Genomic DNA, 22,952 nt, shown 5'->3' with positions numbered 1-22,952 from the left:
ACAAACCTCCATGCAACACCTTTCCCAGATCACCGTCACCTGTTTTGTCGGCAGCTATATCGTGGCGCTGCTGCTGGAGATCACGCGCGGCATGTTCCGACTGCCCGGACGGATGGCCGGTGTGATCGGATTCACGGCGGCGGGACTTTATACGCACGTCGCCTACCTGACGATGAGCGCTCGCCAACAGATGGACGGTCGCGGAATGGGCCTGTTGGCCAGTTGGTACGACTGGACGCTGTTGCTGGCTCTGGGGGTGGCGATCTGTTACGGGATTCTGTTGTTGCGTCGGCCCGATTCGACGCTCGGATACTTCCTGTTGCCGCTGGTCCTGAGCCTGATCGGATTGGCCGGCGTGCTCCGCAATTCACCTCCGTTTTCGCGCGACGAAGCTACAGGTTTCTGGTTGAACGTGCACGCCGGGTCGATGCTGCTGGTGACCGTCGCGGTCCTGCTGGGCTTTGTCGCTGGCGTCGTCTACCTGGTCCATTCGTATCGTTTGAAGCACAAGCGGTTGTCGTCCGCGGGGATGCGATTGCCGAGCCTTGAATGGTTGCAAACTGTCAACCGCGTCTGTCTGCTGACCAGCACTTGTTTGATGGCGGTCGGATTATTTGCCGGAATCGCGATGCATCTGAATCGCAGCGGCGAGAGCGTCTGGACCAATCGCGGAATCGCGCTGTCGTGTGTGTTGTTCATTTGGTTAGTAATCGCGACGCTATTCGAAGCGTTTTACAAACCGGCTCGCCGCGGTCGCAAGATCGCTTACCTCACGCTGGCTAGCTTTGGATTCCTGGTCCTTGCGATGGCCGGGCTGTTTACGTCAAACCATGGCGCGACCAGCGAGCCACCGACGGACAAGGCGCGGGTGACCGAACAAGCCACGCTGCTGGGCGTCAAAGCCAAGCAGGGAGGCGCGGTATGAAACTGCAAATGATTGGCTGCAGCCACCATCAAGCAAACGTCGAATTCCGCGAGCGGTTATCCTTCACGGGAGATCAGGCACAGCTTGCATTGGATGCGTTCCGCGACAGGTTTCCAAAAACCGAAGCGGTGCTGTTAAGCACCTGCAATCGGGTCGAATTCTACACCGCGACCGATGACGACAGCGGAGTCGAGCAGGCTCAATTCATTGACTTCCTGGCCGACCAGCGCGGATTGGCTCAGGACCAATTGATGGAGCATTTGATTTGTCGCAACGGCAACGAAGCGATCGAGCATCTGTTTACCGTCGCTGCCAGCCTCGACAGTATGGTCGTCGGCGAACCCCAGATCTTGGCTCAAGTGAAGCAGGCCTACGAGCTGGCCTGCACGCAGGGATCAGCCGGGCCGTTGACGCATTCGATCTTCCAGACCGCCAGCCGCGTCGCCAAGCGAGTCGCCAGCGAGACGGCGATCCACAAGAAGCGAGTCAGCGTTCCCAGCGTGGCGGTCGGCGAGATCGCTGTCGAATTTTTCGAGCGGATGGACGACAAGCGAATCGTCCTGATCGGCGCTGGGGAAATGGGGCGAGAAACGCTGCAGTATCTGCGCGATAAAGGAGCTCGCGACGTGCGGTTGATCAATCGCCATCGCCAGCGTGCCGACGAAGCGGCGGCCGAACTGGGCGCTCGCAGCGCCGCTTGGGAAGAGATGCACGATCTGCTGGCCGACGCCGACCTGGTCGTCAGCACCACTGCGGCGACCGAACCGATCATGGACGTGCAGCGTTTTGGCGCGATCCATCAAGCTCGCTACGGCCGGATGCTGTTGATCCTCGACTTGGCGGTCCCCCGCGACTTCGATCCCAAGATCGGCGAACTCTCGGGCGTCTACCTCTATTCGGTCGACGATCTGCAAGCCGCCTGCCATCGAAACCAGCGGGAACGCGAAAAGGAATGGCCCAAAGCGAAGCGGATCATCGAAGACGAGACTCGCGATTTTGTCACGGCGCTGCACCACCGCGCGACTGGTCCGGTGATCAAGCGATTGCGCGAACAAACCGAACAAGTCAAACAGGATGAGTTGGCAAGATTGATCGGGCGGCTAGAATCTGCCGGTGCCAGCGATGAGATTCGACGCGAAGTCACTCAAGCGTTCGATCGACTGGTCAACAAGATGTTGCATCCACCGATGGCTTCACTGAAAGACGACGTTGCCAGCGGCGGCAACCACGGCCTGTTGGATGCGCTGCGGAAACTGTTTCAATTAAACGATGAATAACCCAAACGCGATGCCTCGAAAACGCCGCCATCGCAGACATCCGAATTGGCCATTGATCGGCGTGGTCGGCGGACTGACAATCGCTGCTGTGTTATACGTGATCGCAGCGGTCAGCCTGCACGGCCATCATCACCACAACCCTAGCGATCTGATCGTTCCGCGCTTGTTGGATCTGTTTGTCGTCGCTTGGTTCTTCTGGTTCGGTTCGTCGATCGGCAGCTTTTTAAACGTCGTCGCTTGGCGGATGCCACGCGGCCGATCGATCAATGGATTTTCAGCCTGTCCGTTTTGCGCGGTCCCTATCCGGGCGTACGACAACGTCCCCGTCTTTGGATGGTTGAACCTGCGCGGCCGCTGTCGCGCGTGCCGGTTGCCAATCGCCGCTCGGTATCCGATCGTCGAAGCGTTGGTTGGAGTCTCGATCATGCTGGTCGGTCTGTTGGGGCTGTACAGCGGTGGCGAGAATCTGCCATTTAGCGGCGCTCGCGGTCACGGCCATGGACCGCTACGGATGCCACACATCACCGCGGAGACCATCGCGATCAACGTCTACCAGATCGCGATCTTGACCGGCGCGTGGGCGTTTGCATTGGTCCGCGTCGATCGGTTTCGGTTGCCCGGCCGGTTGGTGACGTTCTTTTTAGCGCTGGCGATCGTGCCGCTGCTTGCCTGGCCGCCCTTGCAACAGGTTCCTTGGCAATTGCGAACCGAACCGGGCTGGAACGATGGTAGCCGTCTGGTGGCGTTGTTTTATCTCATTACCGCGGTCGCGGCGGCCTGTGTGCTAGCCCGGATGTTGGCCCGTTATGTCTGCCCCGCTGCCGATCCTAAGCTCGATCCGTTGGGCAAGGATACGGCGCGGTTGATCGATCTGATTTGCATCCTGACGCTGCCGGGAATCGTTCTGGGGTGGCACGCGTTGATCGCGGTCTGCGCCGTTTCGATCGTTGCAGCGATCCTGTTCCGCGGCGCGTTCCCATCGCGCGGTGGGTACGAATGGTTGATGGCTGTCGTCCCCATGGTGATGGCGCTGCACTTGGCATTCTGGCGACCGCTGGCCCAGTGGTCGCTGTGGCCCGCTCCCGATCATTCACCAGGCGTCATCCTGTGCTGGTTAGCTGCGGTGCTGCTGCTGTCGGCCGGCCTGCGAACCGTCGTCGTTGAACCGCTTGCCGGCGCGCTTCCTGCCGATGCTGCGTGCGAACCACTTGTGGATTCCGAATCGGATGCGGAATCGGATGAAAATGAAAGGACTTCCGTATGAGCGTTCTACCGACCGACATCGCCCGCATTGCTAGCGGATTGCGGATCACTTGGTCCGACAACTTGGTGACCGAATTCACCGCGCGACAATTGCGCGACGCCTGTCCCTGCGCGACGTGCCGCGAGAAACGCCGCGACGCCGAACCCGTAGACGATGATGGCGACGCCGCTGATGAGAACGCAGCGTCGCCGCCGCCGAAGCCATTGATTTTGCCTGTGCTATCGCCGCAGGAGACGCGCCCGATGGCTGTTCTGGGAATGCGTCCGGTCGGCAATTACGCCTACAACATCGCGTTCAGCGACGGTCACGATTCGGGGCTGTTCACGTTCGATTTCCTGCGCAAGTTGAAAGGTTCGTCGGAGTCCTGAAGTCTCCGCTGCGGGAAGATCTTTCCTGCCTGACGGCTATGGGCCTCAGGTCAGCGGAGGATGCGCGACAGCAGGACGCCGCTGTAGACGACCACGGCAAAGACGATCGCCGTGCCAGCGATCAACAGACGTCGGGCCTTGGTTAGATCGCGGACTGCAATTTGTTGGACCACGACGACGACAAATGCGACCGAGCCCATCTTCAACGCAATCATGCCATCGAAGCCCCACCGCTGCAAAAAATAGTTGGCGATCGGATTCGTCTCGATCCCGCCGAACTTCAGCAGCCCGTAGGTCATGAAAATATCGAGAAGATTGGCTAGCAGGAAATAGGTCGTTTCCTGTTGCAGCGGCAGTTCGCGAAAGAAGGCTTGCCAGACGAGATGCGGGGGATTTTTTGCCGACTCCGGTTCGGGGGGGCGTCGGTCGAATGGCCGTGGTGGCACCGAGGTGTCCGACTGGATCGTCTCCTCTTTTTTTGCTGCTAGCGTGGAGGGGGATGGTGGCTTGGTGGTGGCTGATGTCGCGGTGCGGAGCGTCGCCGAGTCGCGTTTGCGTAGCGTTTGGTAAGCCTCTTTGACCTGCTGGAAATCCCAGGGGTCGCTGCCGGGATCGGCTTGATATTCCGCTTCTTTTCGACGGAAAGCGGCTTCGATCATCCTCCCTGATGCGGTTGGAGGAACCCCCAGAATTTGGCAGGCTTGTTGAAAAGCGTCCACGCCTGCGATCTCCTGAATTCATAACTATACGGAACTACACTACCGGATTTGAAAACTAATTATAGTTTTTGATTTCCGATTCGACACACGCCTACAATACGTTATCCTATGCCTCCGAGAACTACAGGATCTCGGGGGGGCGGTGTGGTTCTTTCGGCGGTACGTGAGCGCCTTTCTGGTGGCTATCGCTCGTCGCAGATAGGTACTATGAATAACAGTCGTTGATAGATGGAAACTAGGTAATAGGTTGGTATGGCCAAAATGATGCCTAGTTTTTCGGTGCACCTAGCTTGAACTTTCCACCACCATTTTAAGTAACTGGTTCAGTCGAGACGAACTAAAAAAAAGCGACGCGCGGAAAAACGTTGAGTACGTTATCGATGGACATCAAACGCAATGAGGACATTCCGTTGTCAGACAGTAATCCCCAATCGAACAGCCGCGTGTTGCGTGGTACTTTGAACATGTTGATCATGCGTGTTGTCAGAGATTCGCCAACGCATGGTTATGGAATCATGAAACAGATCGAGGCGGAATCGGGCGACGTTTTGAAGCTTGAGGAAGGTTCGCTCTACCCCGCTTTGCACCGGCTGGAAAAAGAGGGTCTGTTGACCAGCGAGTGGCGTCAGAGCGAATCGAACCGACGCGCCAAGTTTTATCATTTGACGCAAACCGGCAGCACCGCGCTGACGGCGGAGATCGCGAACTGGGACATCGTTTCAGCCGCGGTGAATCGCGTCGTCCAAGCATAGCCGAGTTCGTGTGGCGAAAAAAAACGTCACACAATAAGCGCAGGCCCCGTGCTGCGCTTATCGCATGACGCATTGCTCGGATTAGCACGCGTTGTTCGGATCGAACAACGCCGCACATTCCAGCACGGCCGCGACCGGCTTATTCGTCGGCGTAGACCATCGTGCTCTCTTCTTTGGTTACTGGCACACGCGATTGATCGCTGGTCAGCACCGCTTGTAACACGTGCGTTCCCGTCGCCACGCCTTTCACCGTTACTCGGAAGGTGTGCTCGTCTTGAGCTGTCATGCGTGGCAGTGGAGCGAAAGAAACGATCCCGCGGCCATCGACCTGGGCCTGTTGGTCGGATCGCACAAATTCCAGCCCCGGTGGAACCGCCACCTGCAGTTGCACGTTGGTGTCTTCACGCGATCCCGAGTTGGTGATTCGGATCTCATAGGTGGTCAACGAGTTCGTTTCGATGGGGTCGTGATCGTCGTTCACGCTGAACGTGATCTCGGCCAATGTTTCCACGGTGATCGGTTTTTCGTTGCGGGCCTGGATTCCCAGGTCGGCTTGGGCTTCGAGCCGGACCAATTGTTCGCCCGGTTCGATCGGCAACAGCACCAACGGCACCTCTCCCGCTTCGCCGACTGGCAATTCGGCTAGGCTCCAGAAGACCGCATGTCGCGTCGCGTCGTATTGACCTTTGAATTCGGTGCTCACAAACGACAGGCCGCGATCCAGGTAGGCGACGACGTCGACGTTCGTTGCCGACGCGGTTCCGTTGTTGGCGATCTGCAGCATGTACTTGGCTTGGCGTTCCAGGAATCGCCGGGTTGGCCCTTCCATTTGAATCGCCAACTGGGGCGAGATGACTTCGATCGGCAGGGCGTTTTTGGCGACGACCTGATCTTCGGAGATCAATTGGATGTAGTTGTTGGCTACGCCCGGTTTGGCGGCTTTAAGGATCAGACGTTGTCGGCGGACTTGTCCCGGCTGGATGTCGCCCAACAGATTATCCAACTGCTTGCCCTTGGGATGTTCCAAGCCTTCGGGAACGTCTTCTTGCAACACGACACCATAAGCGGTGCCGGTGCCTGGATTGGAGACTTCGATCTCGATTTCGACCTGTTGTCCAACCAGCACCTGTTCGGATGCGCGTTGGACGATTTTCAATTCGGGGCGAGTGCTGAGTGTTCGCACGCTGGCAGCCGCTTCAAAGCTCAGTCGAGCCACGCTGCCCAGTTCGCCTTCGGTCAGTGGCATCATCTGCAGCGTGATGGTTCGTTCGCCAGCGGGCTCCAGATCGCCAAACTGCCAGGTCATCAGTTTGCCTTGAATCTCCGGTGCGGGAGTCGCTTCGATCAATTCCATTCCTTCGGGAATCGCATCGGTGACGACGACGTTCAACGCGTCGCTGACGCCGGTGTTGCGGATTTGAATTGCAAGCGTCGCCTGTTTGCCAACATTGATTTCTTCGGGAGCCCGTTTGTGGATCGTCACGCTGGGCGCTTGGGCACCTTCCAACAATCGGCTGCCGGGTTGAGCCAACACGTTGCGTGCGTCGGCGGGGCGACCGGAAGGTTGGGCGGTGCGAGCGATCGGTGCGGCCGTGGCGATCGATGCTTGTGGTGCCGGTGCGATTCGCGGGGCTGGCGGTGGAGTCGCGATTGCTTCGCGTGGGATTGCTGGCGCTGCGGCGGCTTGGGGTTGGATCGGCGCTGGTGCTGCCGAACGCATGGGGGCAGGTGCTGCGGTTGGCGGTGCCGAGTCACTGGGCATGTCAAAGCCGGGGGAGGTCAGCGTTGGGGTGGCGGCCGGGGACGCACCGCTCGCTTCGGCTTGATAGCCTTCGGGCATGTCGACCAACGGGCTGCCACCTTGAATGCCAATGCCACGCTGGGTCATGACCGATTGGGCGTCGGCGGTCGGGGCTGGTTCCGTCGCAGGAGCTGCCGCCGCAGCGACAGGAGTCGCCGCAGGGCTGTCTTGGCCGACCCCTTCAAATGCCGAGTCGGGCATCTGGATGGTTTGAGGTTGAGCAGCGGCAGGGCTTGGCGACAGGGCCGTTGGAGCTTCGCTCGCGTTTGGTGCGGAGAAGGCTGGCATCGCGGCTGGTGCTGCATTTGCGACTCCCGTGCCGATCTGCGAATCGTCTGATTCGGTTGGCAAGGTCGCTGGCAAATCGAAGCTAGGCGATGCGGGGGCGCTGAATTCCGGCGTCTCGCTGCTGTCCTGGATCACCGGCATCGAAAAGCTTGGAGGGGCGTTGTTCGCCCCATCCTCGATCGGTTCTTGATGCGAGGCCAATTGGATCGCCGGCGCAGCGGCTGGGCTGGTTGCGATCGGCGCAACGCCACTGTCGCTGCCACGCACGATGTGAGTGTCCGGTGGCGCAGGCCACGAACTACCCTCGAACCCTTCGCCTCCGATTGGGCGTGGTGGAGCTAATTGGTTTTTGAGATCGACGAACTCTAGCGAGCTAGTCGAAGAATAATCTTTCTGAGCCTGCGTGATAGCCATGACAGCTAGACCAACCACGCCGACCAGCATGCCCAAACGGGTACCGAGCCGTTTCATTGTTCTCGAATCCTTTCACAAACAATGCGCCGATGTTGCGACTGAACCCACTACCTATCAAATCCAGGCTGCTATCGATAGACCGATTGGGAGAAGTTCTCGCCAAGAGGGCGTGTGAGGTGTCGCCGGCGGGCTAGCATTTTCGTTCGCGGGGCCGAAGAGTCCCACTGGGGCGTCCCATCCTGAACGCGTGGGGGCGTTCGGTTTTCGGGCTTCGAGAGGATCCGATCGACGAGCCGCTGGCGGGCGAAGCCAGCAGCGAGAGGAGCCCATAAGTTTAGGCGTTCGACGTCGGGCGATCGGTTTCGGCAAAGAGGATTGGAGGCAGCCTGCGCCAGCGGTACGGCTGGTCGCAGGGAAATCGGTCGATGCCGACGTTGCGGTCTCCGCCTTTTTTAAGAAGCTTGTTCCAGCAGACGGACCAAGGTTCGAACCATCGCGCCGGTGCCGCCGGCGTCGCGCCATTCGTTGGGCGAATCGGCAAACGCGGGGCCAGCGATGTCGATGTGAACCCAAGGGATATCGCCGACAAAATTTTCCAGGAACTTGGCTGCGGTGATCGCACCGCCCCATCGCCCTGCACCGACATTTTTGATGTCGGCAACTTTGCTCTGGATCTGCTCGCCGTAGAAATCCCACATCGGCAGTTCCCAGACCTTTTCGTCCTCCAGTTCGGCAGCCTTCTTGATCTGGTCGCACCACGACGTGTCATTGGTCATCACGCCGGCGACGTCCATCCCTAACGCGACCAAGCAGGCGCCGGTGAGGGTTGCCAAGTCGACGATGTTGCTCGGTTCCTGTTCGACAGCGACGTCCAGCGTGTCGGCCAGCACAACGCGCCCCTCGGCATCGGTATTCAGGATCTCGATCGTCTTGCCGTTCCGCGTTTTGATGACGTCGCCCAGCTTGTAACTGCTGCCCGAGAGCATGTTTTCGGACAGTCCGACCAGGCCGACGACGTTCTTGGAAAGCTTCAGACGGGAGATCGCCGCCATCGTTCCCAGGACGGTTGCCGCCCCCGCCATATCGCACTTCATATCTTTCATGCCTTCGCTCGGCTTGATCGATAGGCCGCCGCTGTCGAAGGTCACCCCTTTGCCCACGATAGCGATCGGGGCTTCGTCGGCGGGGCCGCCGTTGTAGCGGAAGATCGCCAGTCGCGGCTCGCGATCGGATCCCGCCGATACGGCTAGGATCGCATTGCAGTTTTCCGCTTGCAGTTTTTCCTTGTCCCAGGCTTCGACTTCGAACCCGCATTCGCTGCCTAATTGTTCCGCTTGAGCGACAAAACTCTCGGGATAGATTTTGTTTGGCGGCTCGTTGACCAATCGCTTGGCGATGCAAATCCCCTCGCCGACCGCTTCGCCCGCTTGCACGATCGCATCGCTGACGCCGATCCACGAGACGCGTCGGGCTTCGACCAGGCCGGTCGCCGATCGATAGAGGTCTTGGCCGGGGATACCGGCGACAGCCCCCGCGACTGCGGCGCGGGCCAGGTCATCGTCCCAACCCTTTGCAAATCCAATCGCCACATGTTTGCGTGTGCGGTCGGCCAACATCCGCATCGCCGTGGCGGCGGCGCGATAGGCGAGGCCATTGGTGCGCGCGGTCGGGTCGCCCGTTCCAACGACAACGATCGATTCGAGATCGCCCGCGTCGGGGGCGGCAAACAATTTTGCGGTGATCGGTTTGCCCGGCTGCGTTTCTCGAGCCAAAACGCGTCCCAGCCAACCGGAGAGTCGTTGGTCCAGTTGTTGTCCTGCATCGTCGAGGTTCCCCTCATCGTCGACACCGACGACGATCGCGTCACAATCTTCAACCATCCCGTCAATAGCAGCCATTTTCATCGTCGTTTTCCTCGTTGGTCGTCTTGCAATGAAGTTGTCAAATGTAGCGTAGCGATTGCCCTGTCAAGATGCGAAGGGGAACGGCTAAAAACGTTCCGACCGACAACAGAGTGAGAATCCGCGACCAATCCACCGGCTCCCTAGCGGACTCTCACTCTGTCGTCACGGTCGGCCTGTCGGCGGCAGGGTTGATCAAAACCTGCCGCCAGCGTATCCCGTGCGGTTTGGGGTCAAGGCAGCGATCGCTACAGCGCCGATGCCAAGAAGCGGCGTTTGCTGAAGGAGCGTTCTTCGCCGAAGTTGAAGTCGACGCCCTGATCGCTGGGGCTGAAATTGATCGATGCAAAGACATCGTTCATGACATTGGTCTGCAGCGACGGATTGGATTCCTCTTCACCGTCGTCAAACCCGGTCGGTTGCGTTTCGCTCAATTGATACGTTCCGGCGGCCAGGTTATCGAACAGGTAGTCGCCGTTGGCGTCGGTCGTTTCGGTTCGATTGACCGCGTTGCCCATCAGATCGGTACCGGTCAGGGTGATCAAGACATCCGCGATTCCGACTTCGCCAGTATCCTGTTGCCCGTTGCGATTGGCATCGAAGTAAACCGTTCCCGCTAGCGTGCCATCGACCGGATCGACCGTGGTCGTGTCGGATGCCGAATTGTTGGCCGTGTTGGTTTCGGTTTGTGTCGCCGAAACCGTGGCGGTGTTGATAATCGTGCCCGTCGTACCCGAATCGACTGTCGCGAGAACCGTGATCGTCGCCGATGCCCCCGGTGCCAGTGTGCCGATTGTTCCAGACACGTTGTTGCCCGTGTTGGTGACTGTTCCCACCGTGCTGGTGACCGAGGTGACGGTGACGCCCGAAGGGAATGGATCCGAGAGCGTGACACCGGTCGCCGTGGATGGTCCGGAGTTGGTGACCACGATCGTGTAGGTCAGCGTTTCCCCGTTGCGAACCGTCGTCGACGAATCGGTCTTGGTGATCGAAAGATCGATCGATGGGGTGAGGGCTGTCGTTTCGGTATCGGAGTTGTTTGTGACATCCAGTTCGGTTCCGGTCGTCGTGGAAACCGTGGCGGTGTTGCTGAGCGTGCCGTTGGCGGTCGGGTCGATGTTGACCGTCACGGTGAACTGCGCCGAAGCTCCCGAGGCGAGCGAAGCGATGTTGGCGGTGACGACCGATCCATTGGCTGTCAAACCATTCGAACCGCTGGCGAACGTAACGCCCGCGGGCAACGTATCGGTCAATGTGATCGCGGTGGCATCCGACGGTCCGTCGTTAAATACATCGATCGTGTAGGTCAGGGTTCCGCCCGGAGTGGCGGGGTCGGCCGAATCGCTTTTTTCCACCCGCAGATCGAATTGTCGATCGACCTCGGTTGGTTCGCTGGCGGTGTTGTTGGCCGGCACCGAATCGGTTTCGTTCGCCGTGACCGTCGCGGTATTGGTGAACGCAGCGGCGACCGAAGAGGCGACGTTGACTGTCAAAGTGACCGTTGCGGTGGCTCCCGATGCTAGGGTGCCCAGGTTGGCGGTCACGGTGTTGCCCGTATTCGAAACCGATCCTTGCGTCGTGGTGTTGCTGGCCAGGGTCAGACCGGCTGGCAAGGTGTCGGTCAGCAGCACGCCCGAAGCATCCGATGGTCCGTTGTTGGTCACGACCAACGTGTAGGTCATCTGGTTTCCGGGGACGACCGGGTCGACGCTATCTTGTTTTGTCACCGCCAGATCGACCGTGCGGCCGATCACTGTCTGTTCGGTCGTGGTGTTGTCGGCGGGGGTTGTTTCGGTGCCATCGGAGGTGACGGTCGCCGTGTTGGAGATCGTTCCCGAAGCGGATGAAGCGACGTTGGTCCCGATCGTGATCGTTGCCGATGCACCGCTAGAGAGCGTTCCCAGCAATCCCGTGATCGCTTGGCCCACATTGCTCACGCTTCCTTGAGTCGCCGTTCCGGTGTCGTAAGTCAATCCCGCTGGAAGTGTGTCAGTGACGACGACGTTGGTCGCAACCGAGGGGCCGTTGTTGGTGACTGTGATCACGTATTCCAGCGTTCCACCAGCCGAGGCCGGGTCGGTCTGGTCGACTTTGGTGATCACCAAGTCGACTTCCGCGTTGACGTCGGTCGGTGCGTTGGCGGTGTTGTTGTTGGGATCATCGTCGGGTTGATCGCCCGAGACCGTTGCGGTGTTGGAAATTTGTGACGTGACATCGGCATCCACGATCACCGTGATCACGATCGTTGCGTTGCCCCCGTTGGCGATGTCGCCCAGATCGACGGTCACGATGTTTCCGTTGGTGGTCGACGTTCCTTGGCTGGTGGTGATCGTGTCGATTTGCACGTTGGTCGGAAGGGTGTCGACCACGGTCACTCCCGTGGCGTCGACCGGGCCATCGTTCAGCACTGTCAGGGTGTAGGTCAGCGTGTTGCCAGCGACCACAGGATCGGGGCTGTCGGCTTTGGTGATCGAAAGATCGGCCGAAGCGAAGAAGCCAAAGTCAACCGAAAGATTGGTGTCGGTGTCGGTGTCGCCATCGTCGCCCGGTTCGGTGTTGGCAGCCAATGCGACAGCCAACGAGACCGCTCCTTGGCCTGCTAGCAGAACCCCGTTGTCATCGTTGTCGACGTCGTTGTTCGGGTCGGGGTTGCCCGGGCTGGAGAGGAACGAGGCCAGCGGATTGCCGGTCGAGAAGTTGCTTTCATCGACCTGGACGATATAGCTGCCTGCAACGAGATTGGTGAACGTGTAGATGCCGCTTGCATTGGTCGATGTCGTCGCGACCTGCGTGTCGGTTCCTGGAGTGAACGCACCATTTCCGTCGGTGTCTTCGTACAAGGTCAGATCGACGTTCTCGATGCCGACATCGGTGCCGCTGTCGAAAACGCTGTTTCCATTGAGATCGTTGAAGACCAGGTTGCCCAGCGTCAACGGTTCAAACATCGCGAAGTTGGCTGTCTGGTTGGTTTGCCCCAGCGTTCCGATTACGGCCACCTGGCTGTCAAACGCAGCCGAACCGGTAATCGCAACGCGGATCGCTCCCACGTTGCTGAAGTCCGCTCCGTTGCCGGTATCGACGAATGAGTTCAACGGGATCAGCAGTTCGTCGGTCGCAACGCCGTCAGCCGTTTGGGGAACTGTCGTCGAAAAGGTGGAGAAATTTGCGTCGTCGGAGAAAATCGTCAGCGTGATCGGAACGCCGGCGGCGTCTGCGCCGAGCATCAGTTGCAGAAACTCTGCGCTGCCGTTGTCGTCCAAATTCGCCCCGCCAAGCCCGGTCGCGTTGATGTTCGTGGAGCCGTCGACGCCATCGTAGACGATCTCAAAACCACCGAACGCCCCACTGGCAGAACTGTACGAAATCAATCCCGAGGCTGGGATCGTATCGAGATTCACTCGCAATCCCGACGTGTAGGTCAACAATAAATCGCGTTCGCCACCGAGAATCGTTCCGTCGGAGAAGTAGCTTTCGTCGGTTGTCGTCGCCGAAGTGGCTTCCAGGGACTGTGTGCCCGCAAGGAAATCATCGACAAGGGTCCCCGATGTGGCGCCCGAGGCGTCGGCTGGGGTGATTGTGAACTGCACCGCATTTTCGCCACTTCGCTCGATGAATCCCGCTGGCAGGATGCGTTCCACGAAATAGGTTCCCGCCGTTAGGCGATTGAAAGCATAGTCGCCCGAAGCGTCGGTCGTTGTGGTTGTGAGAAAGGTGTCGTCGCCAGCCGTCCCGCCACCGGAAGAGCTGAGCACGCCGTCGCCCCCATCGCGATACAGATGCAGCGTGACCGCCGCGGTGGGTGGCAGGTCGTCGCCGGAAAGGCCGTCCCCGGTCAGGTCGTTGTAAACCGTGCCGGTCACGCCGCCAAAGTCGCTGGCCAGTGGCAGGCGTGTTTCCAGCATTTCGGTTCGCAGGGTGCGGCGTCGACGTTTGGTTTGTTGCTTGCGGTTACGATTCCAGAACATATCCATCGCCTTTTGATTCGTTGGGTGACCAAGGTCGCAAATCCTTGCGACCGCCTGGGGGTGTTGTTGCGACCAGCCGTAGAACGTTCAGACTAGAATCGGTACTCTGCACCGATGCTCCATCCCTGGACCCAATAATCGGTCTCGTTGAATTGGAATCCGGGACGTTGCGAAACGTTGGCACCAACGATCGCTGGAGGGAACTGGCTGGGATTCAAGTCCAGGTCGACTTGGTCGCCTGGGCGGACCACATTGTTCCAGTAAATGAAAGTGTAGCCAAGGGTGAATCTCAGATTAGGGGTCCAGTTGTAACCACCTGTGATTCCGATTTCGGGGATGATTGCAAAACGGTCTCGTTCGTAGTGTCCGCTGTTTGATGGTCCCGCCAGGATTCCGCTATCAAATTGTTCCGCCGTGTCGGTGGTGATCGCCGTGCTGCCGGCAACCGTTACGGATTGGCGGTTTGAACCGATCGCGAACTTGCCGGTCAGGTCGAGCGACCAAGGGCCGCGTTGACGGTGATACAGGACGCCAAAGTTGAAGCCGTTAAAATGGGTTCGCGTCTCAAATTGATCGTTGATGTCGAAGCTGCCCGATCCATCGGCGGCGTCCAGGTTTTCAGTGATCTGAAGCGTTTCGTTCAATTGCAAGCGTCGCCAGCCAACAAGTCCTTCGATGCGGCTGCTGTAAGCTAGTGGCAGACAACATCCCGCCAGTTCGGCGCAACCGGTGCTGCAACACCACAACCGTCGCAGATGAACCGCAGTTCCTTCCAACGAACTTGTCACGTTGACGCCAACGGTTCCGTTAACAACACCTGGGAAGGAGACCAGTTCGGAATCGTTCCCGTTGATTTCCATGTTGAAGAAGGGGCGAGCCAGAATCGGCGAACCGTTCCCCGAAGCGCTGAACGAGTCGCGTTCGGTGTCCAAACCAAAATGCTCCGCTTCGATTCCCCAGCGGTGGCAAGCATCCAACCAGAATCCCAATCGGAAACGCATCCCGTTGAGGTTGTCGGTGACGTAGTCGTCGTTGCCGCCAAACAGAGTTCGTGTGGTGTCGCGTCCCAATACGCCCGCGTCGGCGGTCGTGGCACTGGTGGTAACCAAAGGAGGCAAGCGCATTCCCTTCTGCCACCACATCAGATACTCCGCCGAGAACCATCCGTCCGATGGCACGCCGACGCAGAACAATGGGTTCCAGACGCGGCCGCGGCGACATGAATTGCAACCACTGCTGCATCCGTCGCATCCTTGGCTGCCCGCGTCGCCGTAGTACGCACCCTCGCGATAGCGATCGTCGTAGTCGTAGTAATCACCCTCTTCGACGATCACCTCGCCATCGGCGAATGGGACCATTTCCGAAGAGATCACCTCGGGCTCGGGGCTGGGCAGTTCTTCCAGCGATTCTTCGACCGGTTGGCGAATCGGTTGCCAGCGGGCACGAGCAATTCGCTCTGCGGATGAACCGACTTTTTCGCGGGGCTCGTCCGCCAACGCTTGAAATGCTGTCAAGCAAGCAAATGTCGCGATGATGATAATGCGTTTTTTAGACACGGCGTGACCGGTGGATTCAGGGTTTACGAAGCAACCGGACCATCGGATCTCGCTAGCAAACAAGCCCACGCAGAGGTAGTTCCTCCGACGCACCTATTGGCAACGAGTCTGGTCCAGATGCGATGCGAGCCCCCCGGCTTCCGCTACCGCTTTTTTGAGAACATTTCTGTTCCAGAGAACCTATCGGCAGCCCTTCAGGTCAAACTTTGCTGCAAACTCGAATTAATCCGAAAATTCTTCGCAAGCTGCCTAACCGTTACTCGGCTGGGCGGAAAAGAAGCGACGCTCTCTCGAAAGGAGCAGTTTCGCGAACAGACTCGAGAACGCAGTTCGAGTCGAGAAGTGTGGCAAGCCACAAATGATGGAAGCAGTACGCCCAGGTGGATTCGAACCACCGACCTACGGATTAGAAGTCCGTTGCTCTATCCAGCTGAGCTATGGGCGCCGATTGGTGCAAGAAAACACTACGCTAACCGCGACATCGCAAGTCCGCAAGCGGTTTGATGAGCCTGATTGCAGACCGATAGGGCAAGGCAACCATCCCCTCGGTTGTCGGTAAAGATCGAATCGTGCGAAATTTACGCATATCGAACCGGTTTAAAATAGGCGATAATTTGTACAGGTATTCGAGGTAGCCTAGGCACTCTTTCGGTTCTTCCGTCGCTTGCCCCGTGGCGGATGGGCTGGAGCCCAGGCGTTATTCTCGTACTACCTGTCGAGGCCGCCGCAGGAATTGCCCCTCCTGTGGCGGCTTTCTTTTTTCCCCATCTCAGACAGGGAACCCCAGCGATTCAAATATGTCTGCCGGATTGACCTTCTATCTCATTTCAAACTTTGATCCAAGCGTTCGAGCTGTCGTTCAATCCGCTGCCAGCAGTGGCAACGACGCAACCGTCCGAGAGCTTTCCCACTGGGTGCTGTTTCAAGCGGAACCGACCGCGATTCGTTCGGCCTGTATCGTAATCGATATCGATCAAACCAGCGGGCTGGAATCGATTCGGAAGTTCATCCTTGCCAATGTACAAGGCAATCGGATCATTTTGCTTTCTCGGCACGCCGACCTGGAATTGGCCCGTCGCGCGTTTCCTATCGGAGCTTTCGATTGCCTGTCCAAACCGGTCGATGCCGGTCAGTTGCTCGAATCGGTCGAACGCGCGATCGATTCACTCCGCAGCGAACAGCAGATGTGGCAGGTCGACCGCAGCGATGCCGATGCCATCGATACCCTCACCCCTCGGGAACTGGAGTACTTTGCCAAATTGCTCGAGGGCTGGGCGATTAAGACTTTGGCGACCCACTTTCAGGTTTCGATCCAAACCGCGGCGAAGCACCGCGCGCGAGTGCTCGCGAAACTAAAAGCGGACAACGAAGTGGAGCTTGTTCTTCGTTTTGGCAGAGTCAAAACGATGCTCCCCACCGAACCGAACGGCGACAATTAGCACCGTTTTGTCATTCGGATTCCCCAGGGCCCGCCAACGGTCTCAAGGCGGGGCGTCTTGAGGTTTGGCAATTGGCGGCCTGGCAGCAAGCTTCTGGCTATGCTGCCGCTTGCAGTGGGCTGCTCGCGATTTCCCCAGCCAGCTCGCTAGGGTCGATCAAATAGAGATTGTTTGTTTGCGAATCGGTGGCGATCACGATCGTGTCGGAATGCACCACACGCGGCAGAAAGTTCTGGATCGATGGATCGCTCAAACCGTCGCGATCTTGGTCCAGGATCAACAGATCGACCGCACCAATCGTGTGGGCGACGCGTGGCAGCCCGGTCGCCAAGTTGCCGGGGACCGGCATCGGTTTGATTCCCAGGCCGGTCAGCTTGGCGTGAAACTGCTTCAGCGAAATCCCGCCGCCAGCCTCGAATTGATCGATCGCTGCGTACCGCGTTGGAATGCTGTCGTGGTGTTCGAGCCACTGCAGCAAACGATCGCAACGGCTTCCATCGCCAAGGCCTGCTTCAAGGACCGATTGAATCTTGCGATTCGCTGTCGCCCGAAAAAGGACCCGATCCTCGGCTGGCTTGGACAATCGAGTTGTCTGAAACACATACCACCAGTCTGCCAGTCCCATCGCGCTGAGTCCTTCCAATCACGACAAAATCGGTTCATCCGTAACAACACACACAGAAATAATGTCGGGTCGATTTCGGTCGCAAATCAAGCAGATCTTGCTTGAATCGCGAACCTTTACCTTTTTCGACACTTCTTCAGGTGCCCAACCACCGCTGCCCGCACCAAACTTCCTTGTGAGACAGCCGGTCGACTTGTTGTTGGGGCGTTGTTTAGGTTCCAAACGGATCGCTGCCGCCAAACGGATCGCTCATGTTGCCGTCCCCCGCGGGAGCGGGAGCTGCATCGCCACCGAACGGGTCGCCTCCGCCAAACGGATCAGCCGCAGGGGCTGGGGCCGGTGCTGGATTGGGGGTTGCTGGCGCGGCCGGGGCACCGCCAAATGGATCGGCATCCGCTGCCGGAGCCGCTGGTTCGGGCGCTCCACCGAACGGATCGGCACCCGGGGCGGGGGCTTCCGGCGTCGCCGGATCATCTTGGAACGGATTGTTTTTCGCATCCGGAACTGGCTCGCCTGGGGCGTCAGCTTTGTCGCCAAACGGATTGTTCATGTCGTCACCAGCCGCGGGAGCTGCGGGTGCCGCTGGGGTGGGGGCTGCTGGGGCCGCAGGAGCGGCTGGCTTGTTGCCTCGCAAGACCTCCCCTTCAGCTGCCTTCAGGTCGTTGTAGCGAGCTTGGTTCTTGGCCGATTGGTTGGCGCGATATTCCAAGCGAGCCAACTGGCGAATGTTCTCCATCTCCATTCGAACCGGACCTTGCACGCGTTGCAACGCGCGGCCGATACCCGCCCCGTATTCGCCTTCGATCTCAAGCTGAGCACCCAACTGCCAATCCGCTTCGGCTTCCAACTGACGTCCAGTCGCCGCGTTGACGACGCCGCGGAAGTAATGGGCACGCGGATCGCGGGATCCGTTGTCGATCGCCATCGAGAGATAGCGGTGGGCGTCGATCAGATCGCCACAGTAGTAGGCATGTACACCGCGACCGTATAGCTCAGCGAGAACAGGGCTTTGAGCTTGGCTGGGCGATTGGAAACCGAAAGATCCGGCAACCACGAGAATCATCAAAAACAGGGACCGAGCCATGGTGAAACACCTTTCCGACCGTGGGATTCGACTGACAAGTAACAAACATTGGGAATCCGCGACGCGGCATGATGCCTCGCCAGCGGAAAAAGTTTTCGCACCGGAGATCGGTTGCTTTTTGCTTGGAGATTAGCAAGAGCATAATCACAACGATTCGCCATACTACTCGCAAATCGCCCCGTTCACAACAAATTTAATACTCTATGCACCTGCCCTGGCTCGCCTAATCGTTTCAATCGGACCGTCGATTCATGCGGCGATTGGTGAGGCCTTAACCGCCGACTGCTTCAAGAACTCGACAGCTCGCATCAGCTGCGGATCCTGCTCGATCGCGCGGCGATCCGCTGGCGTCTTTTCCCCCGTGTTGTCGGTCGCTGCAGCCTCATCGGGCGATTCTGCCGTGTCGGTCGTGTCGGCTTCCGTCTCTTCCTCCGTCGCAGCCTTCGCGACGGGAACCTCAGCCCCGCCGGGCATGATCGGGTAGGCAGCGCTTTGCAGTCGCTTCATCGCCGCGATCCGCTGGTCGTCGGACATCTTGACCTCGAAACCGTCGCTGGGACGAACGCCCCAAGCGTCTTCGTCAGTCGAACCCTCCAGGCGATGGATGTTCTCGCCGTTGGGGCGGTAGTAGCGGGCGGTGGTCAGCTTCAACGCGCTGCGTCCCGATTCCAGCGGCAGCACGTTCTGAACGGTTCCCTTGCCGAACGTCCGCTCGCCGATGATCGTTGCTCGGCGGTGATCCTTCAAGCTCGCAGCGACGATCTCGCTGGCGCTGGCCGAATCGCCATCGATCATGATCACAAGCGGTTTGTCGTCGTCGACCAGTACTCCCGAGGTCGCCGAAAACTCCGCCTCCAGCTTGCCGCCGCGGCCGCGGGTCGTCACGATCACTTCGTCTTCGAGAAACATGTCGGCGATATCGACGGCGGCCGACAACAGCCCGCCCTGATTCTGCCGCAGGTCGATGATCAACGAATCAAAATCGTTGTCCAATTGTTCCAGTGCCGCAGTGACCTCGTCGACGGTCTGTTCGGCAAACGTCGTCACGCGGATGTAGGCGATCCGCGGCTCTTCACGCAGTCGGAAGACCCAGTTGTTTTCGGAATCGCGGTAGTCTCCCAGCACCGATTCCAGCGGGATCCAAGCTCGCTGCACTTCGACTTCCAGAGTTTTATCGCCTCGTTGGACCAGGATCGAAACGACAGTCCCCTCGGGGCCACGCAACAAATCGCTGACCTTTCCGATTTCGAGCCCTTCGGTTGTCGTCCCATCGACTTCCATGATCCGGTCCCCCGGTCGCAGCCCCGCCTTAAACGCGGGCGTTGCAAATAGAGGCGTCACGACGCGCACGCGGTCCTCTTTATCGGGCTGTTCGACGATGATCCCGATCCCGGCAAACCGCTGCTGCAGAGCGTCTTGGAAATGGCCGTAGGAACTGGGATCGATGAACTGGGAATAGGGATCCAACTGGCTCACCACCCCCTGCATCGCTCCATCGACCAAGGCGCGGTGGTCGACCGGATCGACATAATAGCGATCGATCATCGAGATCGCGTCTCCGACCGGACCGGCGTGTTTCATTCGATCGGCCTTCAAATAACAGGCGATCGAGACGATCATCACCGCCACAATGACATAGGTGTTGCGAACAGGCATTATCAATCCGACCAACGATCAGCAAGAGGAAAACAAAGGCGATTCGGGCGGCGACCGACGGGAAACGGCCGCGCCAAAGGAGCGGCAATCCGTCGCGGCCCCCACTCTGTTGAGCCTATCCGATCGCCGCATCTTTTGCCAGCTTCGAAGGCTTGCACGATGCGTGAAACCTCCCACCCGTAGCGGAAAAGCCGCGGAAGCGGCGGCAGATTACGCTTGCGTGTCGCCGCTACCGCGGCTTCGATTCGACTTGCACGCGATCGCGTTGTGCGGCGGGTTCACCTTGGACGCGAAGCCCAAACTACCGGGGGCGTTTCCAACCGATTTCGGGCCCGCCGGGGCGGGTGATGAAAAGAGTCAGCAGTAGGCCCGAGACCAGCCCCACACCGATAAACATCACAAACGGCAGCGGCGAATCGGACAGCCGCCAGCCCTCGGTGAAGACAGTGCTAAACATCGCCGCCAGCGTGGCGATCGGGAAGAACATCGCCAGCAGGACATTCAACCGGTGAGATGCCCGAGCCATCCGGTCGCTCGCTTCGGCCTGCTGTTCGGCGCGGCGAACCACCGCGACGTCCATCGCATTTTTGGCGTCGCCGTACAGCAGTTCCGCCGTCCGCGAAATCTCGTAAGCCCGGTCGCGGCATTCGATCAGGTCGCGGTCCTGAGGAACCTCTTTGCGAGCCTCCTCCAAGACCTGCAACATGTTTCGCGACGCCCGCAGCAAGGGCGATAGCCTTTCGAGCAACTGCAGGTACTGGTCGGCATGCAGCGCCTCGGTCTCCCGCTGCTCCGACGCATCCAACGCCGCAGCGTATTGATCCAAGTGTTTGTGCAACGCCGCCGGGCCAGCTCCCGAATCGGAACTGTGCCACGTCCCCGAGTCTTCGCGCCAGAAGAAACGCCCCGTTCGCGTCGTATCATCCGCTCCGGGAACGACGTGCAGCACCAACAACAAATGACCGTCGGCCAACATCGCCCGCTGCCGGCCCGCAGTCGATCCCAAGCGATGCCGAAACTCTTCGGGCAACTGCCACATCGGCGGCAACAGCTGGCGTTTTGGCTTTGTCGGACTCATCAGTTCCCCCTCGTTCAAATCGATTCAACCGGCGGCGTTGTCGCACCGCTTCAATCGACGCCCCACGTAATGAAAAGGCCTACACATTTCCTGCTTCCCGCGCCACGCTTCCTTGTCGCTCGCCGACAACCTGCCCGGCTTGCAGTTGGATCTGGCGATCGGTCATCCGGTCGATCTGCTCGCTGCTGTGGCTGGTCCAAACGATCGACCGCTGTAGATCCGCCGCTTGCCAATCGCTAATCATCGCTTCGACGCGACGAGTCAATTCGGCATCCATCGACGCCGTCGCTTCATCGAACAGCACGACGATCGGATCCAACTGCAGCGCTCGCAGCAGGGCAAACAACTGTCGCTCGCCGCCGCTGGCTTGCATCATCGGCCCTCGCGGCAAATCGACATTCAACCCACACGCGTCGATCCAATCTGCGATCCGATCGGCGTCGTATCGGCGATCTCGATGGATCTTCCAATCAAACGGCGACCGCAGAAACTCTTCGACAGCCCCATCGGTGACCGGGACCAATTGAGGCAGATACATCGCGCGGCTGCGGAATCCGGGCACCTCGCTTCCAACAACCGGTTGCCCCTGCCATAGGATGCGGCCTTCTTGAACAGGATCCAATAAAACCATCGACCGCATCAAAACGGTCTTCCCTGCGCCGCTGGAACCGACCAAACCAATCCGTTCTCCGGCAGCGATCGAGATCGAAACCCGATCGATCAACACGCGACCGGTGGCGGAATCGCGGCGAGTGATCTGTTCGGCGGTCAGTAGCGGTGCAGCCAAGGCGATAAAACTCAAGTGGTGTCGTTCTGGAAGTTCGCCGATTATAAGCAGCCAGCAAGCAGCCTTCTAGGTTTAACCGCAATACCGTTCAACGAAGCGTAGTGGACGAGGCTACGAGTCCTTTTGCATCAGACCAAATCGCTGGGACTCGTAACCTCGTCCACTACGTCCCGCCGCTAATTCTTTCGACGGTCCGAAGAGCCTGCGGTTTACCCGGAAAACATATTGCGACATGCTTAGCCGACACCGCCCCGGGCGATTAGACCAGCCAACCGCCGTTAACGTGCAGCGTCTGGCCGGTCATGTAATCGGCCAACGGACTGCACAGAAACAAGATCGCGTTAGCAATTTCCGCTGGTTCACCAAATCGTCCCAAAGGGATTTGCTTCAGCATCTCGGCGCGAGCCGCTTCGGGAATCGAAGCTCCCATCTCGGTCAGCACCACGCCGGGAGCGACCGCGTTGACGGTGATCCGTCGGCTGGCCAGCTCCTTGCTGATCGCTTTGGTCAGTCCGACCACGCCCGCTTTGGCAGCTGAATAATTCGCCTGGCCGAAGAAGCCAGTAAAGCCGGAGATCGATGTCATGTTAACGATTCGCCCGCCATCGGCGATCCGCTCCGACGCCTCTTTGCAAACGCGATAGACGCCCGACAAGTTCGTATCGATCACCGAACCCCATTCGTCATCGGACATCTTCTTCAGCGTGCGGTCTCGCAAGATCGCCGCGTTGTTGACGACGATATCCAACGATCCAAAGTGACCGACCACGGCATCGAACATTGCTGCGATCGAATCGCGATCGCGGACGTCTCCTTCGACCGCCTTCGCCCGCGACCCCAAGCCGCTGGCCGCCTGCTCGGCTCGCTGCTGGTTCACCCCCGCAGCGTCCTGGAAGTAGGTCAACACGACGTTGGCCCCAGCGGCGTGCAGCGTCGTCGCGGTCTGCAGTCCCAGCCCTTGTCCGCCACCGGTAACCACGGCTGTTTTCTGTGTCAGGTCGATGCTGATCATTGTCTTTTATTCGTTTGTAGAGGAAGGGATCTCATCGCGAC

General features: G+C 59.0%; 17 protein-coding genes and 1 tRNA gene. 6 read left to right on the top strand and 12 right to left on the bottom strand.

The window, feature by feature from the left end:
- Positions 1-10 precede the first annotated feature (10 nt).
- From ccsA to EC9_RS24165, 4 genes are read left to right on the top strand one after another with little or no spacing between them, the layout of a single operon-like run.
- Positions 11-925: a cytochrome c biogenesis protein CcsA gene (gene ccsA, locus EC9_RS24180; protein ID WP_145348578.1), complete on the top strand. Its 915-nt coding sequence runs from the start codon at positions 11-13 to the stop codon at positions 923-925.
- A complete protein-coding gene (gene hemA / locus EC9_RS24175; protein ID WP_145348577.1) occupies positions 922-2,202 on the top strand; it encodes a glutamyl-tRNA reductase in 1,281 nt (426 codons plus the stop codon). The genes ccsA and hemA overlap by 4 nt, the downstream gene beginning before the upstream one ends.
- Positions 2,195-3,466, top strand: a complete 1,272-nt coding sequence (locus EC9_RS27205; RefSeq protein ID WP_315852303.1) for a prepilin peptidase — start codon at positions 2,195-2,197, stop codon at positions 3,464-3,466. Before hemA ends, EC9_RS27205 begins: the two co-directional genes overlap by 8 nt.
- Entirely contained in the window at positions 3,463-3,834 is a 372-nt protein-coding gene (locus EC9_RS24165) for a DUF971 domain-containing protein (RefSeq protein ID WP_145348576.1), read from the top strand. Before EC9_RS27205 ends, EC9_RS24165 begins: the two co-directional genes overlap by 4 nt.
- 50 nt (positions 3,835-3,884) lie before the next feature.
- On the opposite strand, the gene EC9_RS24160 is transcribed toward EC9_RS24165, so the two are convergent.
- Positions 3,885-4,493 (bottom strand): DUF5658 family protein, encoded by a 609-nt coding sequence (locus tag EC9_RS24160; protein ID WP_145348575.1) that lies wholly within the window; start codon positions 4,491-4,493, stop codon positions 3,885-3,887.
- A gap of 470 nt (positions 4,494-4,963) precedes the next feature.
- Here EC9_RS24160 and EC9_RS24155 point away from each other — a divergent pair, with 470 nt between their 5' ends.
- Positions 4,964-5,305: a PadR family transcriptional regulator gene (locus tag EC9_RS24155; RefSeq protein WP_218934398.1), complete on the top strand. Its 342-nt coding sequence runs from the start codon at positions 4,964-4,966 to the stop codon at positions 5,303-5,305.
- Positions 5,306-5,444: 139 nt separating this feature from the next.
- Here the strand turns inward: EC9_RS24155 and EC9_RS24150 are convergent, their stop codons facing one another.
- The 5 genes from EC9_RS24150 to EC9_RS24130 form a co-directional block, all read right to left on the bottom strand.
- Positions 5,445-7,865 (bottom strand): DUF11 domain-containing protein, encoded by a 2,421-nt coding sequence (locus EC9_RS24150; RefSeq protein WP_145348574.1) that lies wholly within the window; start codon positions 7,863-7,865, stop codon positions 5,445-5,447.
- 395 nt (positions 7,866-8,260) lie between these two features.
- Positions 8,261-9,712, bottom strand: coding sequence for a leucyl aminopeptidase (locus EC9_RS24145; RefSeq protein ID WP_145348573.1), 1,452 nt, complete (start codon positions 9,710-9,712; stop codon positions 8,261-8,263).
- A gap of 245 nt (positions 9,713-9,957) precedes the next feature.
- Entirely contained in the window at positions 9,958-13,674 is a 3,717-nt protein-coding gene (locus EC9_RS24140; protein WP_218934397.1) for a DUF11 domain-containing protein, read from the bottom strand.
- Between the two features lie 92 nt (positions 13,675-13,766).
- The gene (locus EC9_RS24135) at positions 13,767-15,230 is read right to left on the bottom strand and encodes a BBP7 family outer membrane beta-barrel protein (RefSeq protein WP_218934396.1); all 1,464 of its coding nucleotides are present in this window, start codon (positions 15,228-15,230) and stop codon (positions 13,767-13,769) included.
- A gap of 371 nt (positions 15,231-15,601) precedes the next feature.
- Positions 15,602-15,675, bottom strand: a tRNA-Arg gene (locus EC9_RS24130).
- Between the two features lie 352 nt (positions 15,676-16,027).
- On the opposite strand from EC9_RS24130, the gene EC9_RS24125 reads away from it, so the two are divergent.
- Positions 16,028-16,669 carry a response regulator transcription factor gene (locus tag EC9_RS24125; protein WP_145348570.1) on the top strand — a complete coding sequence of 214 codons (642 nt, stop codon included), beginning with the start codon at positions 16,028-16,030 and terminating at the stop codon, positions 16,667-16,669.
- 97 nt (positions 16,670-16,766) lie between these two features.
- Here EC9_RS24125 and EC9_RS24120 read toward each other — a convergent pair whose 3' ends face one another.
- The 6 genes from EC9_RS24120 to fabG form a co-directional block, all read right to left on the bottom strand.
- Positions 16,767-17,294 carry a hypothetical protein gene (locus EC9_RS24120; RefSeq protein WP_145348569.1) on the bottom strand — a complete coding sequence of 176 codons (528 nt, stop codon included), beginning with the start codon at positions 17,292-17,294 and terminating at the stop codon, positions 16,767-16,769.
- Positions 17,295-17,505: 211 nt separating this feature from the next.
- Positions 17,506-18,378, bottom strand: coding sequence for a hypothetical protein (locus EC9_RS24115; protein ID WP_145348568.1), 873 nt, complete (start codon positions 18,376-18,378; stop codon positions 17,506-17,508).
- Positions 18,379-18,627: 249 nt separating this feature from the next.
- Entirely contained in the window at positions 18,628-20,034 is a 1,407-nt protein-coding gene (locus EC9_RS24110; protein WP_246105852.1) for a S41 family peptidase, read from the bottom strand.
- 301 nt (positions 20,035-20,335) lie between these two features.
- Positions 20,336-21,112, bottom strand: a complete 777-nt coding sequence (locus EC9_RS24105) for a hypothetical protein (protein ID WP_145348567.1) — start codon at positions 21,110-21,112, stop codon at positions 20,336-20,338.
- Between the two features lie 79 nt (positions 21,113-21,191).
- Complete coding sequence (locus tag EC9_RS24100; RefSeq protein WP_218934395.1) at positions 21,192-21,914, bottom strand: ABC transporter ATP-binding protein; 723 nt, start codon at positions 21,912-21,914, stop codon at positions 21,192-21,194.
- Positions 21,915-22,158: 244 nt separating this feature from the next.
- Positions 22,159-22,911: a 3-oxoacyl-ACP reductase FabG gene (gene fabG / locus EC9_RS24095; protein ID WP_145123698.1), complete on the bottom strand. Its 753-nt coding sequence runs from the start codon at positions 22,909-22,911 to the stop codon at positions 22,159-22,161.
- Between the last annotated feature and the right edge of the window lie 41 nt (positions 22,912-22,952).

Origin of the sequence: Rosistilla ulvae (assembly GCF_007741475.1) — a bacterium.
GTDB classification, from domain to species: domain Bacteria; phylum Planctomycetota; class Planctomycetia; order Pirellulales; family Pirellulaceae; genus Rosistilla; species Rosistilla ulvae.
The sequence above is the reverse complement of the archived record's forward strand: the minus strand, read 5'-3'. Positions and strand labels throughout refer to the sequence as shown.

Coding starts and splice junctions, on each gene's coding strand:
- ccsA (WP_145348578.1), top strand. CDS start 11: ATGCAACACCTTTCCCAGATCACCGTCACCTGTTTTGTCGGCAGCTAT.
- hemA (WP_145348577.1), top strand. CDS start 922: ATGAAACTGCAAATGATTGGCTGCAGCCACCATCAAGCAAACGTCGAA.
- EC9_RS27205 (WP_315852303.1), top strand. CDS start 2,195: ATGAATAACCCAAACGCGATGCCTCGAAAACGCCGCCATCGCAGACAT.
- EC9_RS24165 (WP_145348576.1), top strand. CDS start 3,463: ATGAGCGTTCTACCGACCGACATCGCCCGCATTGCTAGCGGATTGCGG.
- EC9_RS24160 (WP_145348575.1), bottom strand. CDS start 4,493: ATGATCGAAGCCGCTTTCCGTCGAAAAGAAGCGGAATATCAAGCCGAT.
- EC9_RS24150 (WP_145348574.1), bottom strand. CDS start 7,865: ATGAAACGGCTCGGTACCCGTTTGGGCATGCTGGTCGGCGTGGTTGGT.
- EC9_RS24145 (WP_145348573.1), bottom strand. CDS start 9,712: ATGAAAATGGCTGCTATTGACGGGATGGTTGAAGATTGTGACGCGATC.
- EC9_RS24140 (WP_218934397.1), bottom strand. CDS start 13,674: ATGTTCTGGAATCGTAACCGCAAGCAACAAACCAAACGTCGACGCCGC.
- EC9_RS24125 (WP_145348570.1), top strand. CDS start 16,028: ATGTCTGCCGGATTGACCTTCTATCTCATTTCAAACTTTGATCCAAGC.
- EC9_RS24120 (WP_145348569.1), bottom strand. CDS start 17,294: ATGGGACTGGCAGACTGGTGGTATGTGTTTCAGACAACTCGATTGTCC.
- EC9_RS24115 (WP_145348568.1), bottom strand. CDS start 18,378: ATGGCTCGGTCCCTGTTTTTGATGATTCTCGTGGTTGCCGGATCTTTC.
- EC9_RS24110 (WP_246105852.1), bottom strand. CDS start 20,034: ATGCCTGTTCGCAACACCTATGTCATTGTGGCGGTGATGATCGTCTCG.
- EC9_RS24105 (WP_145348567.1), bottom strand. CDS start 21,112: ATGAGTCCGACAAAGCCAAAACGCCAGCTGTTGCCGCCGATGTGGCAG.
- fabG (WP_145123698.1), bottom strand. CDS start 22,911: ATGATCAGCATCGACCTGACACAGAAAACAGCCGTGGTTACCGGTGGC.